Source organism: Gammaproteobacteria bacterium, assembly GCA_032250735.1.
Lineage (GTDB): Bacteria > Pseudomonadota > Gammaproteobacteria > SZUA-152 > SZUA-152 > SZUA-152.
On the sequence record JAVVEP010000020.1, the window covers coordinates 1 to 22,730 of the forward strand.

Genomic DNA, 22,730 nt, shown 5'->3' on the forward strand with positions numbered 1-22,730 from the left:
CGCTTGGAATGATATGGGAAGAGCGAATGCTCTTGAGAAGTTACGGATTCAGGTTCTAGTCAAATTAGGGTGTGGTAGATTCAGCACTGAAAACCATTCAGATATCTCTGCCCGTGAAAAATCTGGGATACCAGAGGTCTTTTGGTGGAAGTATGCAAGTAACCTAATTTTTTCCAGCTCTTTTAAAGAGAGCAGCTTTACTGCTTTCGAAAAACTATGTATATCCATGTGAAATTGTTACTTCTCTGATTTGGCTGGAAGATCATGCTCTACATAAACAACACCGCGGTGGGGAATATCAAGATTTCCATTCGCCTCAAATTCTATCCAACCTTCTTTGTTTTTTGTGTCTGTAAAACTTTGACGAAATGCCTGCGGTGGTTTCTTTTTTACTTCTGAATAGCATGTGTAAACATGATCAAGAGTGACTTCTGACATGCCTTTCATTTTCTTTAGATAGTAAACAGCAACCGCATTTGTTTGTTTTGCTCCTTTTGGATTCTTTTCTTCATAGAACTCTTTAAAAGATGGAATACTGCCGTCGCCTCGTAGATCTAGGTGACGATCCAAAGAATAAGACTCTTTTCCAGAGCTGCGCTTTGGTTTGGCTTCAGTAGATGCTGCTTTTTTCTTTGGAGTTGATTTCTTTTTCTTTGTAGCTGGAGTTTTTGCCTGCTCTTCAGTATTTTCATTGGAGCTGGGCGCGACGCCAAGGAATTGCTCAACAAGCAAATCATATACCTTCGGTTTAACCGCCTCAGGGAACTTATCGACAATTTTTGATATTTCTACTAATTCTTGTTTTAGTTCTTCATATGAAGCCATTAATTATCTCCCTTTAATTACTCTTTACTACGCCTAACAGTGAATGGACGTCAAACTGACGTGGAAAACTACGTCACTTTGACGCATATTATGCACCCCTTGTTTTGTTCAGGGTATTAGTACACCTTTTCCACCTGATCCGCAAATGTGGATTCCACCGCTCCTTTCAACCAGTTATCTTTAGTTAGGGATTTCTAATATGCATGGAGCTGTCGGCTGCATGCCCCTTTCAGCAGGCGGAAATATTTCACATTGACGCATATTACTCATGCCCCCTGCATTGGCTCAATTTCACCTGACAGGAAGCCACTATGAATAAGCCTTCGCGTTCGCCGCTCCTTAAGGAAGCCAGGTAGGGTGGGCACGTTTTTTGTGCCCACGCGGTACCACCCACAATCAACTTTCGTGATCCCATACAGCATCACCCGAATCCCCTACGCCATACGTCCTTATCATTTTCAGCATTCCATTCACCCATGCCGCGTGGGCACAAAAAACGTGCCCACCCTACCTGACAGCCAACAGCTCGGCACGTATAGCCTGGAGCAGCTGTTCCCTTGCCTCGCTGGAATACTGCCGGTCGGTGTCGCCCCGGGTTTCGAGACCCAATATCAGTAGCTGGGGGGGTAATTGTTGCAGGGTGTCGGCGAGTGCCAGTGTTTCGGCCAGGCCGAGGTTATGGCTGGAGTGGTGGTGGTTGCGGGCAATGGCCTGGGCATTGGCCGTGATGTCCCCTATTTTTAGTTTGACCAGCCTGCCGGGGGGCTGGCCGGTGGCCATGGCGTCGATGAGGATGACGCGGTCGGTGTGTTGCATGGCTTCGATGAGGCTAGTGCCGGGGCGATCCAGGCTCAGGAAGCTGAGGCCGGCCTGCTGGCGGAGGGTTTTGTCCTGTTGCAATCGCTCGACGATCTCCCAGCCCAGTGTGTCGCTGCCGTTTGGGGAGCCGATGCCGATCACCAGAATTGATGGCTGCTGGTCATGGCCGGTTTGGAGAGAAGCGTTTCGGAGAGAAGCTGTCGCAGTGTCGCTGTTGGTTTCCGTTTGCGCGGTGGTATCGTGCACCGACAGGGTGAGGAAGTGGGTGGCGCAGGAGATGCAGGGGTCGTAGTTGCGGATCACCTTTTCGGCGTGCAGGCGCAGTACGTCCGGGGCCTTGTCCAGACCGAGGTTGCGCAGTGACTGTGCCAGGTCCTGTTCGATGCGGGCCTGGTTCTGGCTGGTGGGCGGGACGATGCGCGCCGCTGTTATGCGTCCGTCGCTTTGCAGCTCATAGCGATGCCATAGCAGTCCGCGGGGGGCCTCGGTGCAGCCGAAGCCGGTGCCGGCGCTGGCCTGCACCTCGACCCGGGAGTGCGTCGGGTAGTGATAGGCCTCTAACAGTGAGTGGGCGTCACAGACCGCCGCATGCATTTCCACGGCGCGGGCGATGATGCTGTGAAACATATTGCGCGAGGGAAACACGATGCCGATGTCATCCAGCAAGGCGCGGGTTTCCGTTGGCAGTCGGTCCAGGTTCAGGTTGAGCCGTGCCAGCGGTCCCAGCAGATAGGGCTGGCCCTGTAGCAGGCAATGCAGGGCGGTGGAATGCGGGATGTGGTGTTCGCTAAAGTACTGCTCGAAGGCTTCGATGCCGATATCCAGCCCCTGATCGGAGACGATGCGGCCGCCAGTGATCGGATAGGTCTGCGGCTGTCGGAGCGAGACCGAGATAAAGTCCTGTTCATCGTGGGGCAGGTCCAGCGCGGCCACCCAGCGCAGCACGGCCTCGGCATCCGGCTTTGCCGTGGCCAGCCGTTGCAGCATCGCGCGGACCTCCTCCGGCTGCGGCGCGCGGGTAAAGCCGCCGACACAGGCCCCCACCGGGTGTACCGAGCGCGCGCCGAACAGGGCGATCAGATCGTTGCCCAGCGCCTGCAGGCGCAGGCCACGGCGCACGGCCTCGTCGTTGTCCCTGGCCATCTCGATGATGCTGTTCACCCCCAGAAAGTCCGGGGCGGCGAGCATGTGCACATGCAGGCTATGGCTCTGCAACCACTCACCGCAATACATCACCCGGCGCATCGCCTCGGTCCATGGGGTGACCGGGGTGTGAAAGATCGCCTCCAGTGCCTGCACCGCCGTCATCTGATAGGCGACCGGGCAGATGCCGCAGATGCGCGCAACCGTATCCAGCACCTCGCGGTAGCTGCGCCCCTCGAGAAACTTTTCAAAAAACCGCGGCGGCTCAAAGATGCGCAGTTTCAGGTCGGTGATTTTGCCGTCTTCGATGCGCAGATCCAGCGCCCCCTCGCCCTCGACCCGCGCCAGTACCGGCACATTGATGTTGATGGTTTTGTTGGTGGTGTTGTTGGGCGTGTTGTCAGCTGTCATAGCGGCTTACCCCATTGGATGCCTTCCTGCTGGAAGCCGTCCGCCGCGCTGTTGATGAACAGGAAGCGGCGCGCCACCTCCCCGTCCACCAGCCCGAGGCCGGACAGCCGCCGCGCCAGGGCATGGCTGTTGATGTTTTCCGCGGGGCCATAACAGGCGTAGCAGTCCCGGCCAAAGGCGGGACACAGGGCCCCGCAGCCGGTGCGGGTGACGGGCCCCATGCAGGGTTCGCCCTTGGCCACCATCACGCACACCAGGTTGCGGCGCTTGCAGTCGAGGCAGACCTTGTCGCGCTCCTCGACCGGCGACACGCCGAACAACAGGGCGCGCACCGCCGCCATGATCTGCCGGCTGTTGACCGGGCAGCCCCACAGCTCCAGGTCCACCTTGACATGGGCGCGGATCGGCGTGGAGGTGTCGAGCGTGTTGATGTGTTCCGGTGAGGCATAGATGCCCGCCACCCAGGCCTGGGCATCGGCCATATTGCGCAGCGCCTGCAGGCCGCCACTGGTGGCACAGGCGCCGATGGTGATCAGATAATTGCTGTTGGCGCGGATCCGCTGAATCCGTTGCAGGTCGTGTGGCGTGCTGATGCTGCCCTCCACAAAGGCGATGTCGACACTGGCCTCTTCGTCCTGCGGGCCGGCCTCGGCAAAGTGCAGGATGGTGACCAGCTGACTCAGGGCGAGCAGGTCCTCGCCCAGGTTGAGAAACGCCAGCTGACAGCCATCGCAGGAACTGAATTTGTGCACGGCCACGGTGGGCTTGGTCATGGTTCCTCCGACTCCTTCTATATAGACATAGACCGTAGTGGCCTGGGCCCTGCCTGAACGTCAGTTAATGTCATTTCTAACAACCTGCTTTCGACAGTTATAAATCATGGACTTATATCCCTTTTCTAGAATCCAGATCAGCCTGAAAGCGGGCGTCTCCTAAAATCCCTTCACGTCAAACAGACTCGCGACCTGTTCATAACAGAACACCGGGCCGTCCTTGCAGACGAAGCGGCTGCCGTACTGGCAGTGGCCGCAGTGGCCCAGCGCGCACTGCATGTTGCGCTCCATGGACAGCCACAGGTGCGAAGGCGCGATGCCCGCCTCCTGCATATGCTTGATCACCACATGCATCATGCCTTCCGGGCCACACATCATCACCATCGCCTGCTGGGGATCAAACACCAGGTGGTCGAACAGGTCCGTCACCCGGCCGATGTGCCAGGGCCACAGGGCGCTGCCCTGATCGGCGGCCAGCAGCACGGTGGTATCGGGCAGCTCGCGCCATTGATCGAAGCGCTCGCGCCAGATGAAGTCGTCGGAGTGTTTTACGCCCTGCACGATATTGAGGTGCCCGAAGCGCTCGCGGCGCTGGGCGATGTAGTTGATCACCGAGACCACCGGGGCGCAGCCCAGGCCGCCGGTGACCACCACCACATCGTGCCGTTCCGCCGCCTGCATCGGCCAGCCGCGGCCATAGGGGCCGCGCAGGCCGATGCGATCCCCCGTCCTGAGCCGGGCCATGCCCTGGGTGACCCGGCCGACGATGCGGATGGTGTGATCGACAATCTGCGCGTCGCGGGGATCCGAGACGATGGAGATGGCCACCTCGCCCACGCCGTAGAGATACAGCATGTTGAACTGGCCCGGTTCGAACTGGTAGCGCGCCTGCACGGCGGGATCGGTAAACCGCAGGCGCAGGGTAATCAGGCTGGGGGATTCCTGGATACGCTCCACGATTTCCGCCTCGTGGGGCAGGTACAGCTCGCCGCTCGCCGCGCTCATGTCGAGGCCCCCTGCTCCGCGGGCTGGCCACAGATGGCAGCCGCCTCTTCGGTGATGTCGATACCCACCGGGCACCAGGTCACGCAGCGCCCACAGCCCACGCAGCCGGAGCGCCCGTACTGGTCATGCCAGCTGCCCAGTTTGTGGGTCAGCCATTGCCGGTAGCGTTTTGCGGTATCGGCCCGCAGGGTCAGGCCGTGGATGTAGCTGTGGCCCGGGGTAAAACAGGAATCCCACTCGCGCTGATGGATACTCAACTCGCCACTGATGGCGGGGGTCTCGGTGGACGTGTGGCAGAAACAGGTCGGGCACACCGAGGTGCAGTTGCCGCAGCTCAGGCAGCGCTCGGCCACCTCCGCCCAACGGGGATGGTGCAGGTTGGCGAACAGGGCCTGGTTGAGATTGCGTGACGGCAGTCGGCGTTGCTGGACACGGGCGGACTGTTGCATGTCGGCCTCCACCTGCTGGAGCTGGTGCTGGGTGACCGGCTGCAGGGGCAGCGCCTGCATCTGCTGCTTGCCCAGATCGCTGTGCGCCTCCAGCACAAAGCCGTCGTCCTGTTCGGTCAGCACCAGGTCATAGCCGTAACGCGCCTGCGGTCCGTCGCCGGTGGAGGCACAAAAGCAGGTATCGGCGGGATGGGTGCAGTTCACCGCCACCAGCAGCATCTGCTGGCGGCGGGCCAGGTAATAGGGATCCGGATAGGCCTGTTGCAGGAAGTGCTGGTCGTGGATGTACAGTGCCGCCAGATCGCAGGCGCGCACCCCCAGCACGGCCGTCGGTCGATGATCCGGCTGGGTGATCGTAAAACGCATCGTCCCCTGCGCATCGCGCTCGCAGGACCACAGGCTCTCCTGCGGCGCAAACACCAGCGGCTTCAGAGCCTGCGGGCCATTGGCCCAGGCAAAATAGCGGGGGCTGTCGGTCTCGGTAAGACGGTATTCACCGGGTCGCTGTCGGTCACGGATGCCCTGCGGCAGCGCCGTGACCGAACTCAGCTCATCAAACACAATCGCCCCGTCCCGCACCATGGGGCCGATGCAGCGATAACCGGCGCCCTGCAAGACATCGAGCAGACTCTGGAGTTCGTTATGCGCTAAAAACCCGACATCCTGATTCATGTTCACCCAGCCACATCGCCCTATTGATGAAAGAGAATATTACCCCGCCAGTGTAGCCGCATTCTCCAGCGGATAGCACCCGGCGGCCGGGTCACGCCCTGCCAGCTCCGTTGCTGGGGAAAATATTCACTATGCTTACTAAGTGCACAACGCTGAGAACACAACGGATTGGCGCGATGACTTCGCATTAACGATAGGAGAGACTGCAATGAAAAAGATCACACACCGACTAGCACTGCCCCTGCTGATTGTCCTGCAGGTATTGATAATGATCCCCGAGGCCAGCGCCATGCCGGCCTTTGCCCGGCAATACGGCCTGTCCTGTAGCGCGTGTCACTCCGCCTTTCCGCGCCTGAACGCCTTTGGTGAAAGTTTTGCCGCCTCCAATTTTCGCCTGCCCAACTGGAAGAACAACACGGTGCCTACCGGTGACGATATGCTGGCGCTACCCATGACCCCGCCGCTGGCGTTTCGCGCCCAGGGCTATGCCCAGGCCCGCGAGGCCGAGGCGATTGATCTTACTACCGGTGACAGCACCGAGGCCGACAGCGATTTCCAGTCGCCCTATCTGATCAAGCTGCTGTCGAGCGCGCCGCTGTCGGATCACATCAGTTATTATTTCTACGCCATCTTCGCCGAGAAGGGTGGCAACGGCGAAACCATTGTCGAGGACGCCTGGTTCTCGCACGACGCCCTGTTCGGCACCAATGTGGGGATGATGCTGGGCCAGTTTCAGGTCTCGGATCTGATGTTTCCCCGCGAGACCCGCCTCAACTTCCAGGACTTCATGGCCTATCGCCTGGCCGGCATCACCTATGAACGCGGCGTGGTGTTCGACACCGCGGTGGGTAGCGTCGATATGGCGCTCGGCCTGGTCAACGGCAACGGCATCAACGACAACGTCACCATCAACAGTCCCGGTTATCGCCGCCCGGATCACCTGTTTGATAACGACAACGACAAGTCTGTGTTTGGCCGCATCGGCACCGAGCTGGGCCCCGTCGGCGTGGGGCTGTTCGGTTATCGCGGTCAGCAGAAAAATGCCATCGGGGTCGCCGGCACCGGGTCCGGCACGCGGGACACCGACAAGGACATCCTCGGTCTCGACATCAGTGGCACGCTGGGCATGAACAGCCACTGGTTCTCGCAGTTGCTGTGGAATGAATGGGACGGCTTTATCGACGCCAACAGGAAGTACAAATGGTTCGGCGCCTTTATCGGTGTCGACTATATCCAGAGCCCGCGCTGGGCCCATTCACTGCTGTATAACTATGCCGACGCCGACGACCTGGAAAATACCGATACCGTTTACGAGGGTATCGCCATGCAGACCCTGACCTATACCGCCTCCTATTATTTCATGCGCAACATCAAGGGCGTGATCGAGTTCAACGTGGATCTGCTGGATGAAGACCCCCAGACCGGCAGCTATTACACCGGGCATCTCAGCAGTGAACACTATCTGCTGTTGGGCTTCGATACGGCGTTCTGAGATTGCGACGCTAGGAGGTTGTCACCGCTCAGGTACACAGCTTACTGACGCGACACAGGGGAAGGGTATCCTTTCCCTGTGTCGCGGTAATATACTCATCGCTACTGGTACTCCATCAGGCAATCAACGAGCAATCCCGAATGTGTCTTGGTATACCCATGCAGATCATGGCCATTGATGGCCTCACCGCCCACTGTAGTGCCAGGGGGGTGGAGCGCGAGGTGAATCTGTTTCTGGTGCAGGATGCGGCATTGGCGCGGGGGGATTTTGTGCTGGTGCATGTGGGTTACGCCATCCAGAAGGTGGCCGCCGATCATGCCCGCTCGGCCTGGGAGCTCTATGACGAAATGCTCGGCAGCGCAGCGTCACCGCCGCATGCATGAGCTGTCCGTCTGCCAGGGCTTGTTGAGGCAGGTCAAACAGATCGCCCTGGAGCACCGTGCCACGGCGGTGGAGAAGATCTACTTGCAGATTGGCCCGCTGGCCGGCGTGGAACCCGCACTCTTGCAGGCCGCTTTTCCCATCGCCAGCGCCGACAGCCTGGCGGCGCAGGCGCAGATGGTGATCCGGGCCATGCCGATCCGCGTGCATTGTCGACGCTGCCATGCGGACACCGAGGCCTCGCTCAACAATCTCACCTGCGCTGACTGCGGTGACTGGGAAACCGAGCTGCTCAGCGGTGACGAATTATTGATCGAACGCATCGAGATGCAGACGCCGCAATAGATCATGCCGGGACTGTGAACTTCAAGACAGTGACCTTCAGGAGCAAAAAATGTGTGACAGCTGTGGATGTAACGTGACGGCCGGAAACCGGCACCTGATCGAGGACAACGGCCCGCTTGCCACGGTCGACGCCGGCACCACGGCGGTCACTATCCTGCAGGACCTGTTGTCGGAGAATAATCTCCAGGCCCGGCACAATCGCCAGCACTTCGCCAAACATCAGGTGCTGGCCATCAATCTGATGTCTTCCCCCGGCGCGGGCAAGACCGCCCTGCTGGAGGCCACCATCGATGCGCTGAAAGATCGCTATGCGATAGCCGTCATCGAGGGTGATCTGGAAACGGAAAACGATGCCCGGCGCATCCGCGCCAAAGGGGTGCCCGCCGTGCAGATAACCACCGGCAGCGCCTGCCACCTCGATGCCCATATGGTGCATGACGCCCTGCATCAGCTCGACCTGGCGGCGCTGGATCTGCTGTTTATCGAGAACGTCGGCAATCTGGTGTGCCCCGCCAGCTTCGATCTTGGTCATCACCGTAACGTGGTGCTGCTCTCGATTCCCGAAGGCGACGACAAACCGGCCAAATATCCGGTGATGTTCCGGGCCGCGGATCTGATGGTGCTCAGCAAAAGCGAACTACTCCCGGTTATGGATGATTTCAGTCCCACGCAGGCCGAACACTATCTGCGTCAACTGGCCAACCCGGCCCCGGTTATTTCCCTGTCGGCAAAAACCGGACGGGGTATGCAGGACTGGCTGCACTGGTTGACGCAGGAGATCGAGGCGCACCGGGCCCGGCTGCACAATGGCGACAACACCCGCCCCGTCATCGCGGCCGATGGCATCCGCTTTCATGCGGCGCAGCGGCCTTCCGCCGTTCGCCTCGGACCGCTGTAGCGGGCATGCCCTTGACGCCGCCAGCCTCCTCACCTCCCTCAGCACGACGGTCCGCACAGGACTGGCTACAGCGGATTCGTGAGCTGGAACTGCCCGACAGGGTACGCATCCTCAATGTCTGCGGCGGACACGAACGCACCATCACCCAGGCCGGGCTGCGCAGCGCCCTACCCCCTAACATCGAGTTGATCCCCGGCCCCGGCTGCCCGGTGTGCATCTGCCCGGAAGAGGATATTTTTGATGCGATTCAGCTGGCGCTGAACGAGGACATTATCCTGCTGGTGTTTGGTGACATGCTGCGCGTGCCGGTGAATGTGCCGCGCCAGGAGATCCGTTCGCTGGAACAGGCCCGCGCCGCCGGCGCCGATATCCGCCCCATTGCCTCACCCATGGAGGCAGTCAGTATCGCCACTGCGCAGGCCGACAAGGCCGTGGTGTTTTTTGCCGCCGGGTTTGAAACCACCATGGCGCCGGTGGCCGCGATGCTGGCCGCCGGCGCACCGCCTAACCTGAAGCTGCTGCTATCCGGCCGCCTCACCTGGCCGGCGGTGTCGATGTTGATGCAATCGGGCGAGGCCCGCTTTGATGCCCTGGTGGCGCCGGGGCATGTGGCCACCATCATGGGCTCGCGGGAGTGGCAGTTCGTGGTCGACGACCATGCCCTGCCCACCGCGGTGGCGGGCTTTACCGCGGAAAGCCTGCTGGCCGCCTTCTACTCCATCCTGCGCCAGCACCTGCACGGTAATGCCTTTCTGGATAACTGTTATGCCGAGGTGGTGAAGCCGGAGGGCAATCGCGTGGCGCAGCAGACCCTGGCGCAGGTGATGGAGCTGGGTGATGCGCAGTGGCGCGGCATCGGCGTGATTGCCGATTCCGGTTTCCGGCTGTCGGCCCGCTATGCGGCCCTTGATGCCCGCCCGGCCCTTTTGACGCAGGCGCAGCCCGCGCGGACGCGGGCTGGCGAGATGCCGCCGGGCTGCGACTGCACCCGGGTCGTCCTCGGCAATCTGTATCCCGACCAGTGCCGTTTATATGGCAGCGCCTGCACGCCACGCTCCCCTGTCGGCCCCTGCATGGTGTCCGACGAGGGCGCCTGTCGCATCTGGTGGAGTAGCGGCCGACCGAGTGCGATACCGGCCAACCGTCGCGCGGCGACGACCACTCCATGACGGCCCGCGCGGTCACCGAGGCCAACGCCACAACAGCGCAGCACGCGGCCACGGCCCGGCGCGCCCTGCGCCTGAGCTTTACCGGCCAGGTGCAGGGGGTCGGCTTTCGTCCCTTTGTGTACCGCCTGGCCATCGCCCATTCTATTGTCGGCTGGGTGGAGAATCGCGTCGACCATGTGCTCATCTATGCCCAGGGGTGCGAGCGCGATCTACAACAGTTTCGGCAGGCGATCCTGAGCCAGGCCGTCGCCCCCATCTATCCGCAACTGCTGGCGGCAGAGGAGATCGGGGCTGTGGAATGCACCCGGTTTTCTATTAACCATAATTCTATACCCCAGCACGCTATCCAGCCCTCCACCGCGGCCGCCCCCGCCATTCATCTGCCCGCCGACCTGGCCCTGTGTGAGGCCTGCCGCCATGAACTCAATGACCCGCAGGACCGGCGCTATCGCTATCCGTTTATCAATTGCAGCCAGTGCGGGCCGCGTTACAGCCTGATTCGGGCGCTGCCCTATGCGCGGGACAACACCACCATGGCGGCGTTTGCGCTGTGTGCCGCGTGTCAGGCGGAATACGATGATCCCGCCAATCGGCGCTTTCATGCGGAACCGATCGCCTGCCCGACCTGCGGACCACAGCTGAGTTACCAGCAGGGCGCGGAGGAGATCACGCATCCCGGCCAGGCCCTGCTCGCCGCTGTCGCAGCCCTGGGTCAGGGCCGGATCGTCGCCGTAAAAGGCATCGGCGGTTATCACCTGCTATGTGATGCCCGCAGTGATCAGGCCGTGGCGAGGCTGCGCGCGCGCAAGCACCGGCCGCACAAACCGTTTGCGGTGATGCTGGCAGCAGACCAGCTTCCGGGACAGGTGCAGGTGTCTTCCGCCCAGCGACAATATCTGGCCGCTGCGGCGCACCCCATCCTCCTGCTCGAGCAGCGTACCGACAGTACGCTGTCGCCACTGATCGCCCCGGGCCTAACGGAAATTGGGGTGTTGCTGCCCTATAGTCCACTGCACAGCCTGCTCAGCCAGCAGTTTGGCGGGCCGCTGGTCGCCACCTCGGCCAATATCAGCGGCGAACCGGTGCTGACCCGGCGGGCGGACGTCAGTCGACGTCTGACAGAGGTGGCCGATGCCTTCCTGCATCACGACCGGCATATCCAGCGTCCGGTGGATGACCCCGTGTATCGGATCATCCGCCACCGGGCCCGGCCGTTACGACTGGGACGGGGCAATGCGCCGCTGGAGCTGCGCCTGCCGTTTCGACTCGACAGGCCACTACTTGCCGTTGGAGGTCAGCTGAAAAACACCCTCGCCCTGGCCTGGGATGAGCGCATCGTCATCTCGCCCCACATCGGCGAGCTGGATACCCTGCGCAGCCAACAGGTGTTTGCGCGAACGATCGACGACCTGCAGGACCTGTATCAGGTGCAGGCGGAGCAGCTTGTGTGCGATGCCCATCCCGGCTACGCCAGCAGTCGCTGGGCGCGGGACTGCGGGCTGCCGGTGCACCCCGTGTATCACCACCATGCCCATGCCGCCGTGCTGTGCGGGGAGTTTCCGCAACCGGGGCGCTGGCTGGTGTTTTGCTGGGATGGCGTGGGCCTGGGTGAGGATCAAAGCCTGTGGGGCGGCGAGGCCCTGCTCGGCCGTCCCGGCCACTGGCAGCGGGCGGCCAGCTTTCGGGGCTTTCATCTGCCCGGCGGCGACCGGGTCGGCCGCGAACCCTGGCGCAGTGCCGCGGCGCTGAGCTGGGAGGCGGGGGTCGACTGGCAGTCGGCGGGATTGGAGTCGGGATTGGAGTCAGAGTCGGCCCTGTTATATCAGGCGTGGAAAAACGGCCTCAATTGTCCGCCCAGCTCGTCGGTCGGACGGCTGTTCGATGCCGCCGCCGCGCTCACCGGCCTGCTCAGCCACAGCAGTTACGAGGCCCAGGGCCCGATGTGGCTGGAGGCGCTGGCCGGGCAGCACCGTCAGCCGGTCGAGGCCGTCGCACTGCCCCTGCAACCGGACGACCAGGGCCTGTGGCGCACGGACTGGTCTCCCCTGCTGGCGATGCTCACCGATGACCGCCGCGACCGCGCCGCGCGTGCCGCCTGTTTTCATGAGTCCCTCGCCCAGGCCCTGCTACAGCAGGCACAGCAGCTGCGCGACAGCGAGGCCGCAGCGCAGCGCGAGGCCTTTGTGGTGGGCCTGAGCGGCGGCGTGTTTCAGAACCGCCGGCTGACGGAACGGGCCATGGACCTGCTGGAGGCCGATGGCTTTCGCTGTTATCTGCCGCAGCGGGTGCCCGTCAACGATGCCGGTCTGTGTTACGGTCAGGTGATGGAATATCACTCAGCCACGCATTCGGCCTGGCACTCGGATTAACGCAGCGATGACGACCATCACGCTCGCCCACGGCAATGGCGGCCGCCTCATGCGCCAGCTCATCGAGGAGGTGTTTGCAGCGCAGCTGGGTGGGCCGGCCGGGAGCGATGCTCTGCCGAATCACCTATTTACTCCCCTGAATACCCAGGTGGATGCCGCCAGCCTACCGGCCCTGCACGGCGCGCTGATGATGACCGTCGACAGCTTTACGGTCAGTCCGCTGGAATTTCCCGGCGGCAGCATCGGTTCCCTGGCGATCCACGGCACCGTCAACGACCTGGCGGTCAGCGGTGCGGTACCGCGGTTTCTGAGCCTGTCGGCGATCATCGAGGAGGGACTGGAACTAGACACCCTGCAACGCATCATCCGCGACCTGGCCGCCGCCGCCCGCGAGGCCCAGGTGCAGATCGTCTGCGGTGACACCAAGGTGGTACCGCGCGGGGAAGGCAGCGGGGTCTACCTCACCACCACGGGAATCGGTGAGCGCCGCCCGGACCTGCAACTGGGGCTGGCCTTGATCCGCGAGGGTGACCGCCTGCTGGTGAGCGGCCCGGTGGGGGACCACGGGGCGGCGATCCTGCTGGCGCGCGAGCAATTTGGCCTGCAGGGGGACCTCCCCTCCGATGCCCGCAATGTGCTGGCGCTGTGTCAGGCCCTGTATGACCTGCCCGGCCTGCGCTTCATGCGCGACCCGACCCGGGGCGGTCTGGCCACCGTCATGCACGAGATCCAGCAGGCCACCGGGCTGGGCATCCGCCTCCAGCAGGCGCAGATCCCCGTGCACGAGACGGTGCAGTCGGTGTGCGAGATCCTCGGCTACGACCCGCTGTTCATGGCCTGCGAAGGCCGGGTGGTGGCGGTGGTGGCCGCGGCGCAGGCCGAGGAGGCCCTGGCGCGCTGGCAGGCGCTGGACGACGGCCGCGAGGCCCGCAGCATCGGCCATATCACCGCCGCGCCGCCGCGGGTGGTACTGGTCACCGAGCTGGGGGGTGAGCGGGTACTGCAAGAGCTGGAAGACGATCCCCTGCCGCGCATCTGCTGACGATGCAATAAAGAAGGGATGAGGTCCGGCGCCGCAGCGCCCCTGCAACGGGTCCGGAGCGGGATGATTATGGTATCCTGCCTGCACCTTCGCCCAGACAGTGATCCCGCCATCCAGATGCACACACAGCCAGAATTTCTCGGCCTGCGCCGACACCTCGAACAGACCATCATCGGCCAGCCGCAGCTGCTGGACCGGCTCATGATCAGCCTGCTGACCGGCGGCCATGTGCTGCTGGAGGGCCCTCCCGGGCTGGCCAAGACCACGGCGGTGAATACCCTGGCCAGCGGCGTGCATGCCAGTTTTCAGCGCATCCAGTTCACCCCCGACCTGATGCCGGGCGACCTGACCGGTACGGACATCTTTGACCCGGAAGCACACCGTTTTATGTTTGTGAATGGCCCCCTCTTTCACGAGATCGTGCTGGCCGACGAGATCAACCGCGCGCCGCCCAAGGTGCAATCCGCCCTGCTGGAGGCGATGGCGGAACATCAGGTGACAGTGGGCGGCGTCACCCGTCGCCTGCCCGACCTGTTTGTGGTGCTGGCCACACAAAACCCGTTAGAGCAGTCGGGCACCTATCCCCTGCCGGAGGCGCAGCTCGACCGTTTCCTGCTGCATGTGGTGCTGGACTATCCCAGCCCGGAGGATGAATTGCGCATCCTGCAACAGGACCGCAGCCGCAAGCGGACGGATGCCGAACCGGCCATCCATTCGCTACTGACACCGGAGACCGTGCTCGCGGCGCGGCGGGAAGTGGCCGACATCCATGTCGAGGAGCGCCTGGAGCGCTACATCGTCGCCCTGGTAACGGCAACCCGCGAACTGGAAAAGTGGAACCCGGAATGGGAAGGATACCTGCGGGCGGGGGCCTCGCCGCGGGCCTCCATCGCCCTGCTGCGCGCCTCCAGCGCGCTGGCCTATCTGCAGGGCCGTGACTATGTCACGCCCGAGGACATCCATGATGTTGCGCCGGATGTGTTACGCCACCGCCTGATGTTTAATTATGCCGGCCGTGCCGCGGAGATCAGCGCGGACGACATCACCCGCCAACTACTTGCAGTGATCCCCGTCCCCTGAGCATGCCGGCCGTCACCGCCGCACCGCACGCCCTGCTGCACAAGCTGCGCCATTTTCAGCAACGCCTGCGGCCGTATCTGCCCGACTTTTTGCTGTCACACGAGCCCGACGTCAACGGGCCCCTGCTGGACCGCACCGAGATCCTCGATCTGCAATTACGCGTTGCGGCAAAATCCACGCCGCCTTCCCCTGCCCAGGACACCGCCGAGCAACGTCGCGGCGACCGGCGCTCGATCTACCGTGGCGATGGCCTGGACTATGAAGAGAGCCGTCCCTATCAGCCGGGCGATGACCCGCGGCACCTCAACTGGAAGCTCAGCGCACGCAGCGGCGAACTGTATATGAAGGTTTTCCGCGAGGAGCGTCGCCCCGGCATTGTGGTCCTGTTGGATCGTCGCAGATCCATGCAGTTCGGCACCCAGACGCGACTGAAGATTACCCAGGCTGCACGGCTGGCCACCTGTATCGCCTTTGCCGCGCAACAGCAACACGCCGCGCTCGATGCCATTGTGCTGGAGTCGACACGACAGGCGCCACGACGGATCAGGGACAGCAATGACAAACAGGCCGCGGACAGCCTGATTCGCGCCGCCTGTGCGCCCTGTCCGCCCGACAATAATGCCGCTGCGGATTCATCGGCAGCCGACAGCGATGCAGCGGCCTTCGACGCTGCGCTGAGCCTGCTGCAACAGACCCACGTGGCCGGCTCCAGCCTCTATCTGCTCAGCGATTTCATGGATCTCGGCGAACACCACCGCGCCCGGCTGATGCAGCTGTCGGCCCACAACGATGTGCATGCCGTGCACCTGTATGACCCGGCCGAGCAGCGCCTGCCGCAGGCCGGCCGCCTGCTTTTTCACGGCGCACAAGACGCGCCGGAGATGAGCGTCGACACCATGGACCCCGTGCTACGCGCGGCCTATGAGGCCGCCGCCGCAAAACACTTTGCGGCGCGCAAGCAGTTGTTTGACAGCCTGAATATCCGCTACACGGCGATCTCGACCACCGAAGACCACGTCGAAGATCGTCTGTCCGCACTTTAACCAACAGTAAAATTAACAGCAAAATTAACCGCAGCAATGACCAGACATATCCGATGAACCCTGACGCAACCAACCTGCAAGGCCTTGTTGATATTGAGCCACCGCTGACGCCGCTGTTCTTTTCATTGGGGTACGCTGTGCAAAATGCGACCCTGAGCAGCGTCCTCCCTGCCTTGCTCATCACAGCGCTACTGCTGGTGACCGCCTTCACGCTGTGGACCCGCTATGGCTCGGTGAAAGGCCGGGCCCGGCGTAGCCTTCACAGGCTGCAAAAGCAGTTCCGCCGCCGGAGCATCAGTCAGCGGGAGGCCGCCTGTGAGCTGTCCCGGGTACTGCGCGACACCTTTGACCTACACCAGCCCTTAACACGCACTATTCTCCCACCGGCACTAAAGGTCCATGCACCGCGCTGGCAACACTTTACCGAGCAGCTGTCGGTCAGCTGCTACGCCGCCCCGCAACAGCAGCCCGCGGCCGAGCAGATGTCCCAGCTATTGGATGATGCCTATTTCTGGCTACGGGCCTGGCCGAACAGACAACATGACCGACGCCATTAACCTCGCCGCAGTGCAGGACAGCATCACCGGGGCCATTGCTGGAACCCTGTCTGGAACCATTCCCGGAACGATTTCTGGAACACTTCCCGGAACACTCGCCCTCAGCCATCCCGAGTGGCTCTGGCTGCTGCCGGTGTTATTGCTGGCCACGCTGCTCTGGCGCCGGTTCGGCCGCCTGCAATCCTCCGCCAGCCTGGCCACGGGGCAGTCCGTTGCGCGGCAGCGGGTGATCCATCCGCTGATTGCGCTGCTGCCCCACGGCCCTGCCAGCCACAGGACACCGCTGACAGAGGTACTGATCTACAGCGGCATCATCCTCGGTCTGGTCATCAGCCTCGCGGAGCCGGTGCGCATCGGCAGCCGGCTGCCGGATCCGCCGCAGGAGCGCGACATCGTGTTTATCGTCGACACCTCCATCTCCATGACCCTGAAAGATTATGTGCTCGATGGTCAGCGCATTGATCGCATGACCCTGCTGAAGGGCGTGCTGGATCGCTTCATCCAGCAACTGCCCGGCGAACGCATTGGCATCATCATCTTTGCCGATGCGGCCTATACCTTCGTGCCGCTCACCCGTGACCAGTCGCTATTGCGGCGTATGCTGTCGCGCCTGCAGGCCACCATGGTGGGGCGCTTCAATAACATGGGCGAGGCAATTGCCCTCGCCGTCAAACAGACCCAACAACAGGCGAGCGGTCATCGCCACCGGGTGCTGGTGATGCTCACCGATGCCGACCGTCCCACCGGCAGCATCGACCCACACACCGCGGCCGCGTTGGCCGACGAGGCCGGGCTGCCGCTGTACACCATTGCCATCGGCGCCAGCACGGCCGAGGCGGAGGAGCAACGCACCACCGGGCTGATTTATGAGCCGGTGGATCGCGGCCTGCTGGATGCCATTTCCACCCGCACTGGGGCGCGCAGCTATCAGGCCGGCGATGCCCAGGCGCTGGAGAACGCGGTCAATGACATCGCCAATAGCGAGGCCAATCTACGGGAGGTCGCCCCGCGTTATTACCGGGCCCCGCTGTACCACTGGCCACTTCTGGTTAGCGTTGGACTGCTTTGCGGGCTGCTGTTTTCCGCCCACCTCAAGGCCCTGTTGCTGGCCCTGCGCCCAGGCACGGGCGATGCGACGGGAGACACCCGCCCATGAATACCTCCGGCCTGGACCTGTTGTTTGCCAGCCTTGCCTGGCGCGAACCGTTATGGGGATTGCTGGCGTTACTGCCCATAGTGGCCGTATTGGCGGGCCAACGGTTACGCGACAGCCATGCCTACGCTGCGGAACATTTACAACCCTGGGTCAGCTACCGGCCGCGGCGCGGTTTTTTGGCGGCGCTGTTGTCAAAGAACACCGCCTATGGCCTCGCCTGGCTACTGATCGCCATCGCCCTCGCCGGACCACGGCTGGCGATCGACTCCACCGGCCACGCACCCCGCAGCGATATCGACATCATGCTGGTGGTCGACGTGTCGCGTTCCATGCAGGCCATGGACATCGCGCCGAGCCGTCTGCGTCGGGCGACGATCGAAATCGAAGAGCTGTTGCAGCGCGCCACCGGCACCCGCATTGGCATCATTGTGTTCGCGGCGCGGCCTCATCTTTTTGTGCCCTTAAGCTCGGACCCTGCGGCGCTACGTCACTATCTTCAGTCGCTGGATAGCCTACAGCTGCCCACCCATGGCAGTGAGCCGATCGCCGCACTGGCGATGGCACAGCGTGAGCTGGACCACAACGCCACGCCGTCGGCCATCGTCCTCATCAGCGACGGCGATTTTCCGGAGCTGGATACCGCGAAGCTGCCCGCCGCTGTCGAGTCGTCCGCTATTCCGGTCTATGGCCTGGGCCTGGCCAGCCCCGAAGGCGAGTCGATTGCCCTTGCCGGCGGGGGCTGGTTGCAACACGAGGGTCGGTCGGTGATCTCGCGCCTGAATGAGGAACACTTTCAGCACCTGCTGAACGATGGCTCTCGCTACAGCCTGGCGACCGACGACGATGCTGACTGGCAGAAACTCTATGACCAGGGCATTGCGACACTGGCCCGCAAGGCGCAACAAAAGGCGGACGCCGAGATCGTCTGGGATGAACTCTTCGTCTGGCCGCTATCCGCCGCGCTGCTGTTGCTGTGGCTGGCGCTGGTGCCCTTCGGCCCTGTTGTGAGGCGGCGGCCGCAACAGACCGTCACCACTTCACTGCTCTCTGTCGCCATGGTGATAATCGCTGTTGGCCTGTTCGGGCAGCACACGGCAGCAGCGGCCGCGCCCACCGACGCGGCAGGCCGTCTCGATATCGCGCGCGAGTTAGACCGGTCTCAGGCCTTTCAGACCTATCGCAACGGCGACTATGCATCGGCCGCCCTGCTGTACAAGGCTATTCCAGGTTATGCCGCGCGGTTGGGGGAAGGCGTCTGTTACTACCGGCTGAAAGATTACAAGGCGGCCATCCGTCAATTTTCCCTGGCGGTGCTGGCGGCCGACGAGGACCGCGAGCGTGCCACGGCCCTATTTAATCTGGGCAATGCCCAGTTCCAGGCGGGTGACTATGACCAGGCGACGTCTATTTATAGTGACGCCCTGCGCTATAACCCCGCGCTGGACAAGGTGCGGCACAATCTGACACTGAGCCACGCCCTGCAACAGGCGGTGGAGGCACAACTCAACAATGCCAATCGGTTTTCCCGCAGCGGCGCAGGTCCTCAGCTCGCCCCGTCTGACGAGACGATGGAAAACAATCAAGGGGGCGGGCTCGCCCTTGATCAGGATGAGGACTTGCAAGCGGACGATCTTCCCCTGCCCGAACCGGCGAATCTGTCCGACGCCGGCCTGGCGATGCTGATCGATCGGGGCCTGCAACACATACGCCTGGCGGCTGCGCCGGCGGCGTCCGCCGAGCGCGAGGCACTCACCCGCAGCCGTCTGTCCGTCATCAGTGCGCGGCTGTTGATGTCGCGGCTGGACGATCCACAGACAGAAATGTGGCAGCGGTTATTTGAGATGGAAGAGGGCTTCCCTGCCCCACTGGCCGAGCCACGCGATATACCCGGTGTCTCTCCATGGTAAGCCGGTGTTCTCCCATGCTTCTCTCCAGTTCAGCCCGCTGTCTCTTCGCGGCAAACAGCGCGACGGCTTATATCCTGCTGTTGCTATGGCCGTTGTTCCTGCTTTTATTGGTTCAGTCCGCGACGGCCGCCGACCGGCCGCAACTGATTCTGGAACTGGACAAATCCGAACTTGAGCTGGGACATCATATCAACGCCCGGCTCTATGGCGTCCAGCTACAGGAGAAGCTGGGCAAACTTGAGCTGAAAAACCACGCGCCGTTACAGGAGCACTTTGCTATCGATATCGTCGAGACCAGCGCAGCGCTGGAGGACAGTCGCTGGCCCGGGCAGTCCATACAACGGATGTTGTTGAAGCTGTATCCCCGGCACAGCGGCGAACTCCGCCTTCCGGCATTGCAATTTGCCGGCGCCACCAGCGAGGCGCAAACCATTCGCGTGACACCGGGCGTCACGATATCGCGCGCAGGTAATACCCCGATCCGTCGTGAGCTGCGGCTTTCATCGACCCAGCCGTGGGAGCGCCAGCAGGTGCACATCGAGGTCAGCATCACCAGCACGGACCGCTTCGCCTCGCTGCGCGCCGGGCAGTTTGAGCTGCCGGGTTTCGAGGTGTTTGCGGTGCCCGCCAGCAGCGAAAAGCTGGTACGAGACGGGGTTGACTATTCACTGTTACGCATTGGCTGGATCGTGTTCCCCCTGCTCGCCGGTGAACACACCATCGAACTGCCGCCGATTGAATATCGTCTGTCCGGCCGGACACTGCGCACCTATTTCAGCCCCCGGCAAAGGCTGGAGGTAAAGGCCCTGCCGGCCTACATCCCACCGACCATGCCGGTTGGCCGGGTCGAGGTCTCCAGCACGCTGCACACAGAAGCGCCACTCTCCCCCGCTGAGCTGTCCTACTGGGATGTCGGCCTAACCGCATCTGGAGTGTCACCGAGCTGGCTGCCGCCAATTCTGCGCCAGCTAAACACCCGCACCGATATCCAGTTCTTTTCCCACACCGCGCAACCAGAGGTGCGCATCAGCCAGGGGGTGCTCCACAGTCAGGTGCAATATCATATCCCCTTCAAACCGCTGAGTAGTGGCCGACTGACACTGCCAACCCTGGGCTGGCAGTATTTCGATCCCGCCAGCGGCAAGATCGTCAGCGCCAGCCACCGCCCGCCAACAACCCTCGTCATCGGTCTGGCGGGACGCATTGCCATCGCCCTCCTGATCGGTCTGCTGCTCATCGCGGCCGGCCGCTATTTTTATAAGCACTTGTTGGCGGTGCACAGGGCCCGCCGGCTGCGTCGGCAGGCCCTGCGGGAGATTGGCCGGGCCGAGGACTTTACTGCCCTGCACCAGGCATTGAGACTTTTTGCTCGCGCCGAGGGCTGGCCCGGTAATCTCACGCTCACGGCCTGGTCGCGGTATTGGGGTCTGCGTTATCAACGGGATGATGAGTTTCGTGACGTACTGCAACAGCTCTCGCAGGCGTGTTACGGCCAGCTGCCCTCACCCGGACTGGCGGTGATACGCAGCCGGCTGATGACCCAGCTCAATGCACGCCGACGCGCACCTAAGCGCGCACCTAAGCGCGCACTTAAGCGCGCAACAATGGCGCTGGCGTCTACAGACTCGTCTGGTGCAGCTCGCCGATCTCTCGGCTGAAGGCGGTCGGCATGCTGGCCTGGGCGGCGTAATCCGGCCACGCCCGCACCACCTCGATGACCTGATCGATAACGCCTGGGTAATCGGGGATAGCGAATTTCTCGCCCAATGCGGCCAGATCCTCGCGGCGGATATCCCGGTCCTTGCCATTGACGGTCATCTGATGCGATGCGGTAAACCGCTGTCCGCAGGCGAAGGTGAGATCATAAGCCGGCGACAGCTGCCAGCGCCCTCGGGTATCCATCAGGAAGGAAAAATTCTTGGTGTGGTCGTCCTGATTCCTGGCGATAACGTTGAACACCATGCGCCGGAAGGCCTGTTCCCGATCGGCGCTGGGGGCCGCCAGGGCCTGGGTGACGCGCAGGTAGTCCTCGTAATCCAGCAGTCGCGGAATGTTGAAGTCCTTTTGCAGCAGCCCGCACAGGGATGCCATGTGCAGGCGCTGGCCGGTATCCGTGCGATCAAACCGCCTAACCATGAAATGATGACGCCCGTTTTCGGCCAGCAGGTGGGTCTCGGCCATGCGAATGCCCGCGTCCCTCGCCATCTGCGCGTAGGCGTATTCCAGTTTACCGAAGGGCTGCGGCTCGCCCTGGGTGCCGTCAAATTTGATAATCCACTGACGGTAGCCCTGTGGACAGTCGCGCAGGCCGGACACCACATGATTGGTCTGCGGATTCCAGGCGATCACCGCCTTCGGATACTGGCCACCAGCCGACACGCCCACCTGCATGATCTCGGCAGAGGCCACCTCCAGTTCGCCCTCGATCACCTGTCGCGCCTCCTGCACCAGGCGGGCGATTTCCAGCGACTCGCGGGTGCGCGGCCGGATGTCACCTATCGGCGGCAGATATTCCAGGGCCCCCATGCTGCGGGAGCCGATATACAGCAGCTTTTGCAGTACCGAAAGTCGGTGGCGGGCGGTGTCCGCCGTGGTCCGGAAATAGCGCTCGATAATTGCGTTGCCGAACTTGTCGGGGAGGGAATCCGCAAAGATTCCCTGCAAGCCCTGAAAGGCCTCGCTGCGGTCGTTGCGGGTAAACACACCCGGGCGCAGCGGGAGTTCGAAGGGGGAGATCTCCAGCCCGGAGCCGAGAAACGCCGCGTCATATTCAAAGATGACCTGGCCCTGCTCCTCGATCAGTGCGCCGACCCGTTGGCCCCACAGCCGGACCTCGCAAACCAGATCAATCGACATGCGGCTCAACGCGACGGGCGCGCTTACGGGGCTGGGAGGCCGTGCCTTTCAGCCTCTCCATCGGGGACACGGGCAGCGGCGTCAGGAGCGGCTCCAGTTCATCCAGTTTTTTCAGCGCGCGCAACAGGGCAATAAACCGGGTCAGGCCGATTTTGCCGGTGCGCTCGAAGTGCCGGATGGTGGAATAGGTCACACCGGACAGCTCGGCCAGTGTTTGCTGGGTGATGTTTTGCCGGACGCGCTCCCGCGCGAAGCGGGCGGCCATCTCACCGGCGATCTCTGGATCTGTTTTAAATGCGATATATTTAGTCATAATCTACCGAATCGCCTCTTGATTG

At 62.4% G+C, this 22,730-nt stretch carries 21 protein-coding genes; 14 read left to right on the forward strand and 7 right to left on the reverse strand.

Annotated elements, in window-relative coordinates; all coding sequences use genetic code 11:
- A partial coding sequence (locus tag RRB22_11415; GenBank protein MDT8385013.1) for a hypothetical protein occupies positions 1-232 on the forward strand: 232 nt, incomplete at its 5' end.
- A 5-nt stretch (positions 233-237) separates the two neighbouring features.
- Here the strand turns inward: RRB22_11415 and RRB22_11420 are convergent.
- The 5 genes from RRB22_11420 to RRB22_11440 all read right to left on the reverse strand — a co-directional run bounded on the left by RRB22_11420 (position 238) and on the right by RRB22_11440 (position 6,097).
- On the reverse strand, positions 238-825 hold the full coding sequence (locus tag RRB22_11420; GenBank protein ID MDT8385014.1) for a hypothetical protein: 588 nt from the start codon (positions 823-825) through the stop codon (positions 238-240).
- A 507-nt stretch (positions 826-1,332) separates the two neighbouring features.
- Positions 1,333-3,198, reverse strand: coding sequence for a hydrogenase maturation protease (locus RRB22_11425; protein MDT8385015.1), 1,866 nt, complete (start codon positions 3,196-3,198; stop codon positions 1,333-1,335).
- Positions 3,195-3,971 (reverse strand): sulfhydrogenase subunit delta, encoded by a 777-nt coding sequence (locus RRB22_11430; protein ID MDT8385016.1) that lies wholly within the window; start codon positions 3,969-3,971, stop codon positions 3,195-3,197. Before RRB22_11430 ends, RRB22_11425 begins: the two co-directional genes overlap by 4 nt.
- Positions 3,972-4,130: 159 nt before the next feature.
- Positions 4,131-4,976, reverse strand: a complete 846-nt coding sequence (locus tag RRB22_11435) for an FAD/NAD(P)-binding protein (protein ID MDT8385017.1) — start codon at positions 4,974-4,976, stop codon at positions 4,131-4,133.
- A complete protein-coding gene (locus RRB22_11440; protein MDT8385018.1) occupies positions 4,973-6,097 on the reverse strand; it encodes a 4Fe-4S dicluster domain-containing protein in 1,125 nt (374 codons plus the stop codon). Before RRB22_11440 ends, RRB22_11435 begins: the two co-directional genes overlap by 4 nt.
- Positions 6,098-6,305: 208 nt before the next feature.
- Here RRB22_11440 and RRB22_11445 point away from each other — a divergent pair, with 208 nt between their 5' ends.
- From RRB22_11445 to RRB22_11505, 13 genes are all read left to right on the forward strand, one after another.
- Complete coding sequence (locus tag RRB22_11445) at positions 6,306-7,589, forward strand: hypothetical protein (protein MDT8385019.1); 1,284 nt, start codon at positions 6,306-6,308, stop codon at positions 7,587-7,589.
- 140 nt (positions 7,590-7,729) lie between these two features.
- Entirely contained in the window at positions 7,730-7,972 is a 243-nt protein-coding gene (locus tag RRB22_11450; protein ID MDT8385020.1) for a HypC/HybG/HupF family hydrogenase formation chaperone, read from the forward strand.
- A complete protein-coding gene (locus tag RRB22_11455) occupies positions 7,965-8,315 on the forward strand; it encodes a hydrogenase maturation nickel metallochaperone HypA (GenBank protein ID MDT8385021.1) in 351 nt (116 codons plus the stop codon). The genes RRB22_11450 and RRB22_11455 overlap by 8 nt, the downstream gene beginning before the upstream one ends.
- A gap of 49 nt (positions 8,316-8,364) precedes the next feature.
- Positions 8,365-9,213: a hydrogenase nickel incorporation protein HypB gene (hypB, locus tag RRB22_11460; GenBank protein ID MDT8385022.1), complete on the forward strand. Its 849-nt coding sequence runs from the start codon at positions 8,365-8,367 to the stop codon at positions 9,211-9,213.
- 5 nt (positions 9,214-9,218) lie between these two features.
- A complete protein-coding gene (hypD, locus tag RRB22_11465) occupies positions 9,219-10,382 on the forward strand; it encodes a hydrogenase formation protein HypD (protein ID MDT8385023.1) in 1,164 nt (387 codons plus the stop codon).
- Positions 10,379-12,751 (forward strand): carbamoyltransferase HypF, encoded by a 2,373-nt coding sequence (gene hypF / locus RRB22_11470; GenBank protein ID MDT8385024.1) that lies wholly within the window; start codon positions 10,379-10,381, stop codon positions 12,749-12,751. Before hypD ends, hypF begins: the two co-directional genes overlap by 4 nt.
- 7 nt (positions 12,752-12,758) lie before the next feature.
- Positions 12,759-13,793: a hydrogenase expression/formation protein HypE gene (gene hypE, locus RRB22_11475; protein ID MDT8385025.1), complete on the forward strand. Its 1,035-nt coding sequence runs from the start codon at positions 12,759-12,761 to the stop codon at positions 13,791-13,793.
- Between the two features lie 117 nt (positions 13,794-13,910).
- Positions 13,911-14,873 (forward strand): MoxR family ATPase, encoded by a 963-nt coding sequence (locus RRB22_11480; GenBank protein ID MDT8385026.1) that lies wholly within the window; start codon positions 13,911-13,913, stop codon positions 14,871-14,873.
- Positions 14,874-14,875: 2 nt separating this feature from the next.
- Positions 14,876-15,916, forward strand: coding sequence for a DUF58 domain-containing protein (locus RRB22_11485; GenBank protein ID MDT8385027.1), 1,041 nt, complete (start codon positions 14,876-14,878; stop codon positions 15,914-15,916).
- Between the two features lie 53 nt (positions 15,917-15,969).
- On the forward strand, positions 15,970-16,473 hold the full coding sequence (locus RRB22_11490; protein MDT8385028.1) for a hypothetical protein: 504 nt from the start codon (positions 15,970-15,972) through the stop codon (positions 16,471-16,473).
- The gene (locus RRB22_11495; GenBank protein ID MDT8385029.1) at positions 16,457-17,629 is read left to right on the forward strand and encodes a VWA domain-containing protein; all 1,173 of its coding nucleotides are present in this window, start codon (positions 16,457-16,459) and stop codon (positions 17,627-17,629) included. Before RRB22_11490 ends, RRB22_11495 begins: the two co-directional genes overlap by 17 nt.
- Complete coding sequence (locus RRB22_11500) at positions 17,626-19,536, forward strand: VWA domain-containing protein (GenBank protein ID MDT8385030.1); 1,911 nt, start codon at positions 17,626-17,628, stop codon at positions 19,534-19,536. The genes RRB22_11495 and RRB22_11500 overlap by 4 nt, the downstream gene beginning before the upstream one ends.
- Before the next feature lie 14 nt (positions 19,537-19,550).
- Positions 19,551-21,194, forward strand: a complete 1,644-nt coding sequence (locus tag RRB22_11505; GenBank protein MDT8385031.1) for a hypothetical protein — start codon at positions 19,551-19,553, stop codon at positions 21,192-21,194.
- Here the strand turns inward: RRB22_11505 and RRB22_11510 are convergent.
- Positions 21,154-22,392 (reverse strand): type II toxin-antitoxin system HipA family toxin, encoded by a 1,239-nt coding sequence (locus RRB22_11510; protein ID MDT8385032.1) that lies wholly within the window; start codon positions 22,390-22,392, stop codon positions 21,154-21,156. The genes RRB22_11505 and RRB22_11510 overlap by 41 nt on opposite strands.
- Complete coding sequence (locus RRB22_11515) at positions 22,382-22,705, reverse strand: helix-turn-helix transcriptional regulator (protein MDT8385033.1); 324 nt, start codon at positions 22,703-22,705, stop codon at positions 22,382-22,384. Before RRB22_11515 ends, RRB22_11510 begins: the two co-directional genes overlap by 11 nt.
- Positions 22,706-22,730 lie beyond the last annotated feature (25 nt).

Bases quoted from the DNA above. Each gene is read 5' to 3' on its own strand.
- RRB22_11515 (MDT8385033.1), bottom strand. From the start codon at position 22,705: ATGACTAAATATATCGCATTTAAAACAGATCCAGAGATCGCCGGTGAG.
- RRB22_11445 (MDT8385019.1), top strand. From the start codon at position 6,306: ATGAAAAAGATCACACACCGACTAGCACTGCCCCTGCTGATTGTCCTG.
- hypF (MDT8385024.1), top strand. From the start codon at position 10,379: ATGACGGCCCGCGCGGTCACCGAGGCCAACGCCACAACAGCGCAGCAC.
- RRB22_11440 (MDT8385018.1), bottom strand. From the start codon at position 6,097: ATGAATCAGGATGTCGGGTTTTTAGCGCATAACGAACTCCAGAGTCTG.
- RRB22_11430 (MDT8385016.1), bottom strand. From the start codon at position 3,971: ATGACCAAGCCCACCGTGGCCGTGCACAAATTCAGTTCCTGCGATGGC.
- RRB22_11505 (MDT8385031.1), top strand. From the start codon at position 19,551: ATGCTTCTCTCCAGTTCAGCCCGCTGTCTCTTCGCGGCAAACAGCGCG.
- RRB22_11450 (MDT8385020.1), top strand. From the start codon at position 7,730: ATGTGTCTTGGTATACCCATGCAGATCATGGCCATTGATGGCCTCACC.
- RRB22_11500 (MDT8385030.1), top strand. From the start codon at position 17,626: ATGAATACCTCCGGCCTGGACCTGTTGTTTGCCAGCCTTGCCTGGCGC.
- hypB (MDT8385022.1), top strand. From the start codon at position 8,365: ATGTGTGACAGCTGTGGATGTAACGTGACGGCCGGAAACCGGCACCTG.
- RRB22_11495 (MDT8385029.1), top strand. From the start codon at position 16,457: ATGACCGACGCCATTAACCTCGCCGCAGTGCAGGACAGCATCACCGGG.
- hypD (MDT8385023.1), top strand. From the start codon at position 9,219: ATGCCCTTGACGCCGCCAGCCTCCTCACCTCCCTCAGCACGACGGTCC.
- RRB22_11425 (MDT8385015.1), bottom strand. From the start codon at position 3,198: ATGACAGCTGACAACACGCCCAACAACACCACCAACAAAACCATCAAC.
- RRB22_11510 (MDT8385032.1), bottom strand. From the start codon at position 22,392: ATGTCGATTGATCTGGTTTGCGAGGTCCGGCTGTGGGGCCAACGGGTC.
- RRB22_11420 (MDT8385014.1), bottom strand. From the start codon at position 825: ATGGCTTCATATGAAGAACTAAAACAAGAATTAGTAGAAATATCAAAA.
- RRB22_11435 (MDT8385017.1), bottom strand. From the start codon at position 4,976: ATGAGCGCGGCGAGCGGCGAGCTGTACCTGCCCCACGAGGCGGAAATC.
- hypE (MDT8385025.1), top strand. From the start codon at position 12,759: ATGACGACCATCACGCTCGCCCACGGCAATGGCGGCCGCCTCATGCGC.
- RRB22_11490 (MDT8385028.1), top strand. From the start codon at position 15,970: ATGAACCCTGACGCAACCAACCTGCAAGGCCTTGTTGATATTGAGCCA.
- RRB22_11480 (MDT8385026.1), top strand. From the start codon at position 13,911: ATGCACACACAGCCAGAATTTCTCGGCCTGCGCCGACACCTCGAACAG.
- RRB22_11485 (MDT8385027.1), top strand. From the start codon at position 14,876: ATGCCGGCCGTCACCGCCGCACCGCACGCCCTGCTGCACAAGCTGCGC.
- RRB22_11455 (MDT8385021.1), top strand. From the start codon at position 7,965: ATGCATGAGCTGTCCGTCTGCCAGGGCTTGTTGAGGCAGGTCAAACAG.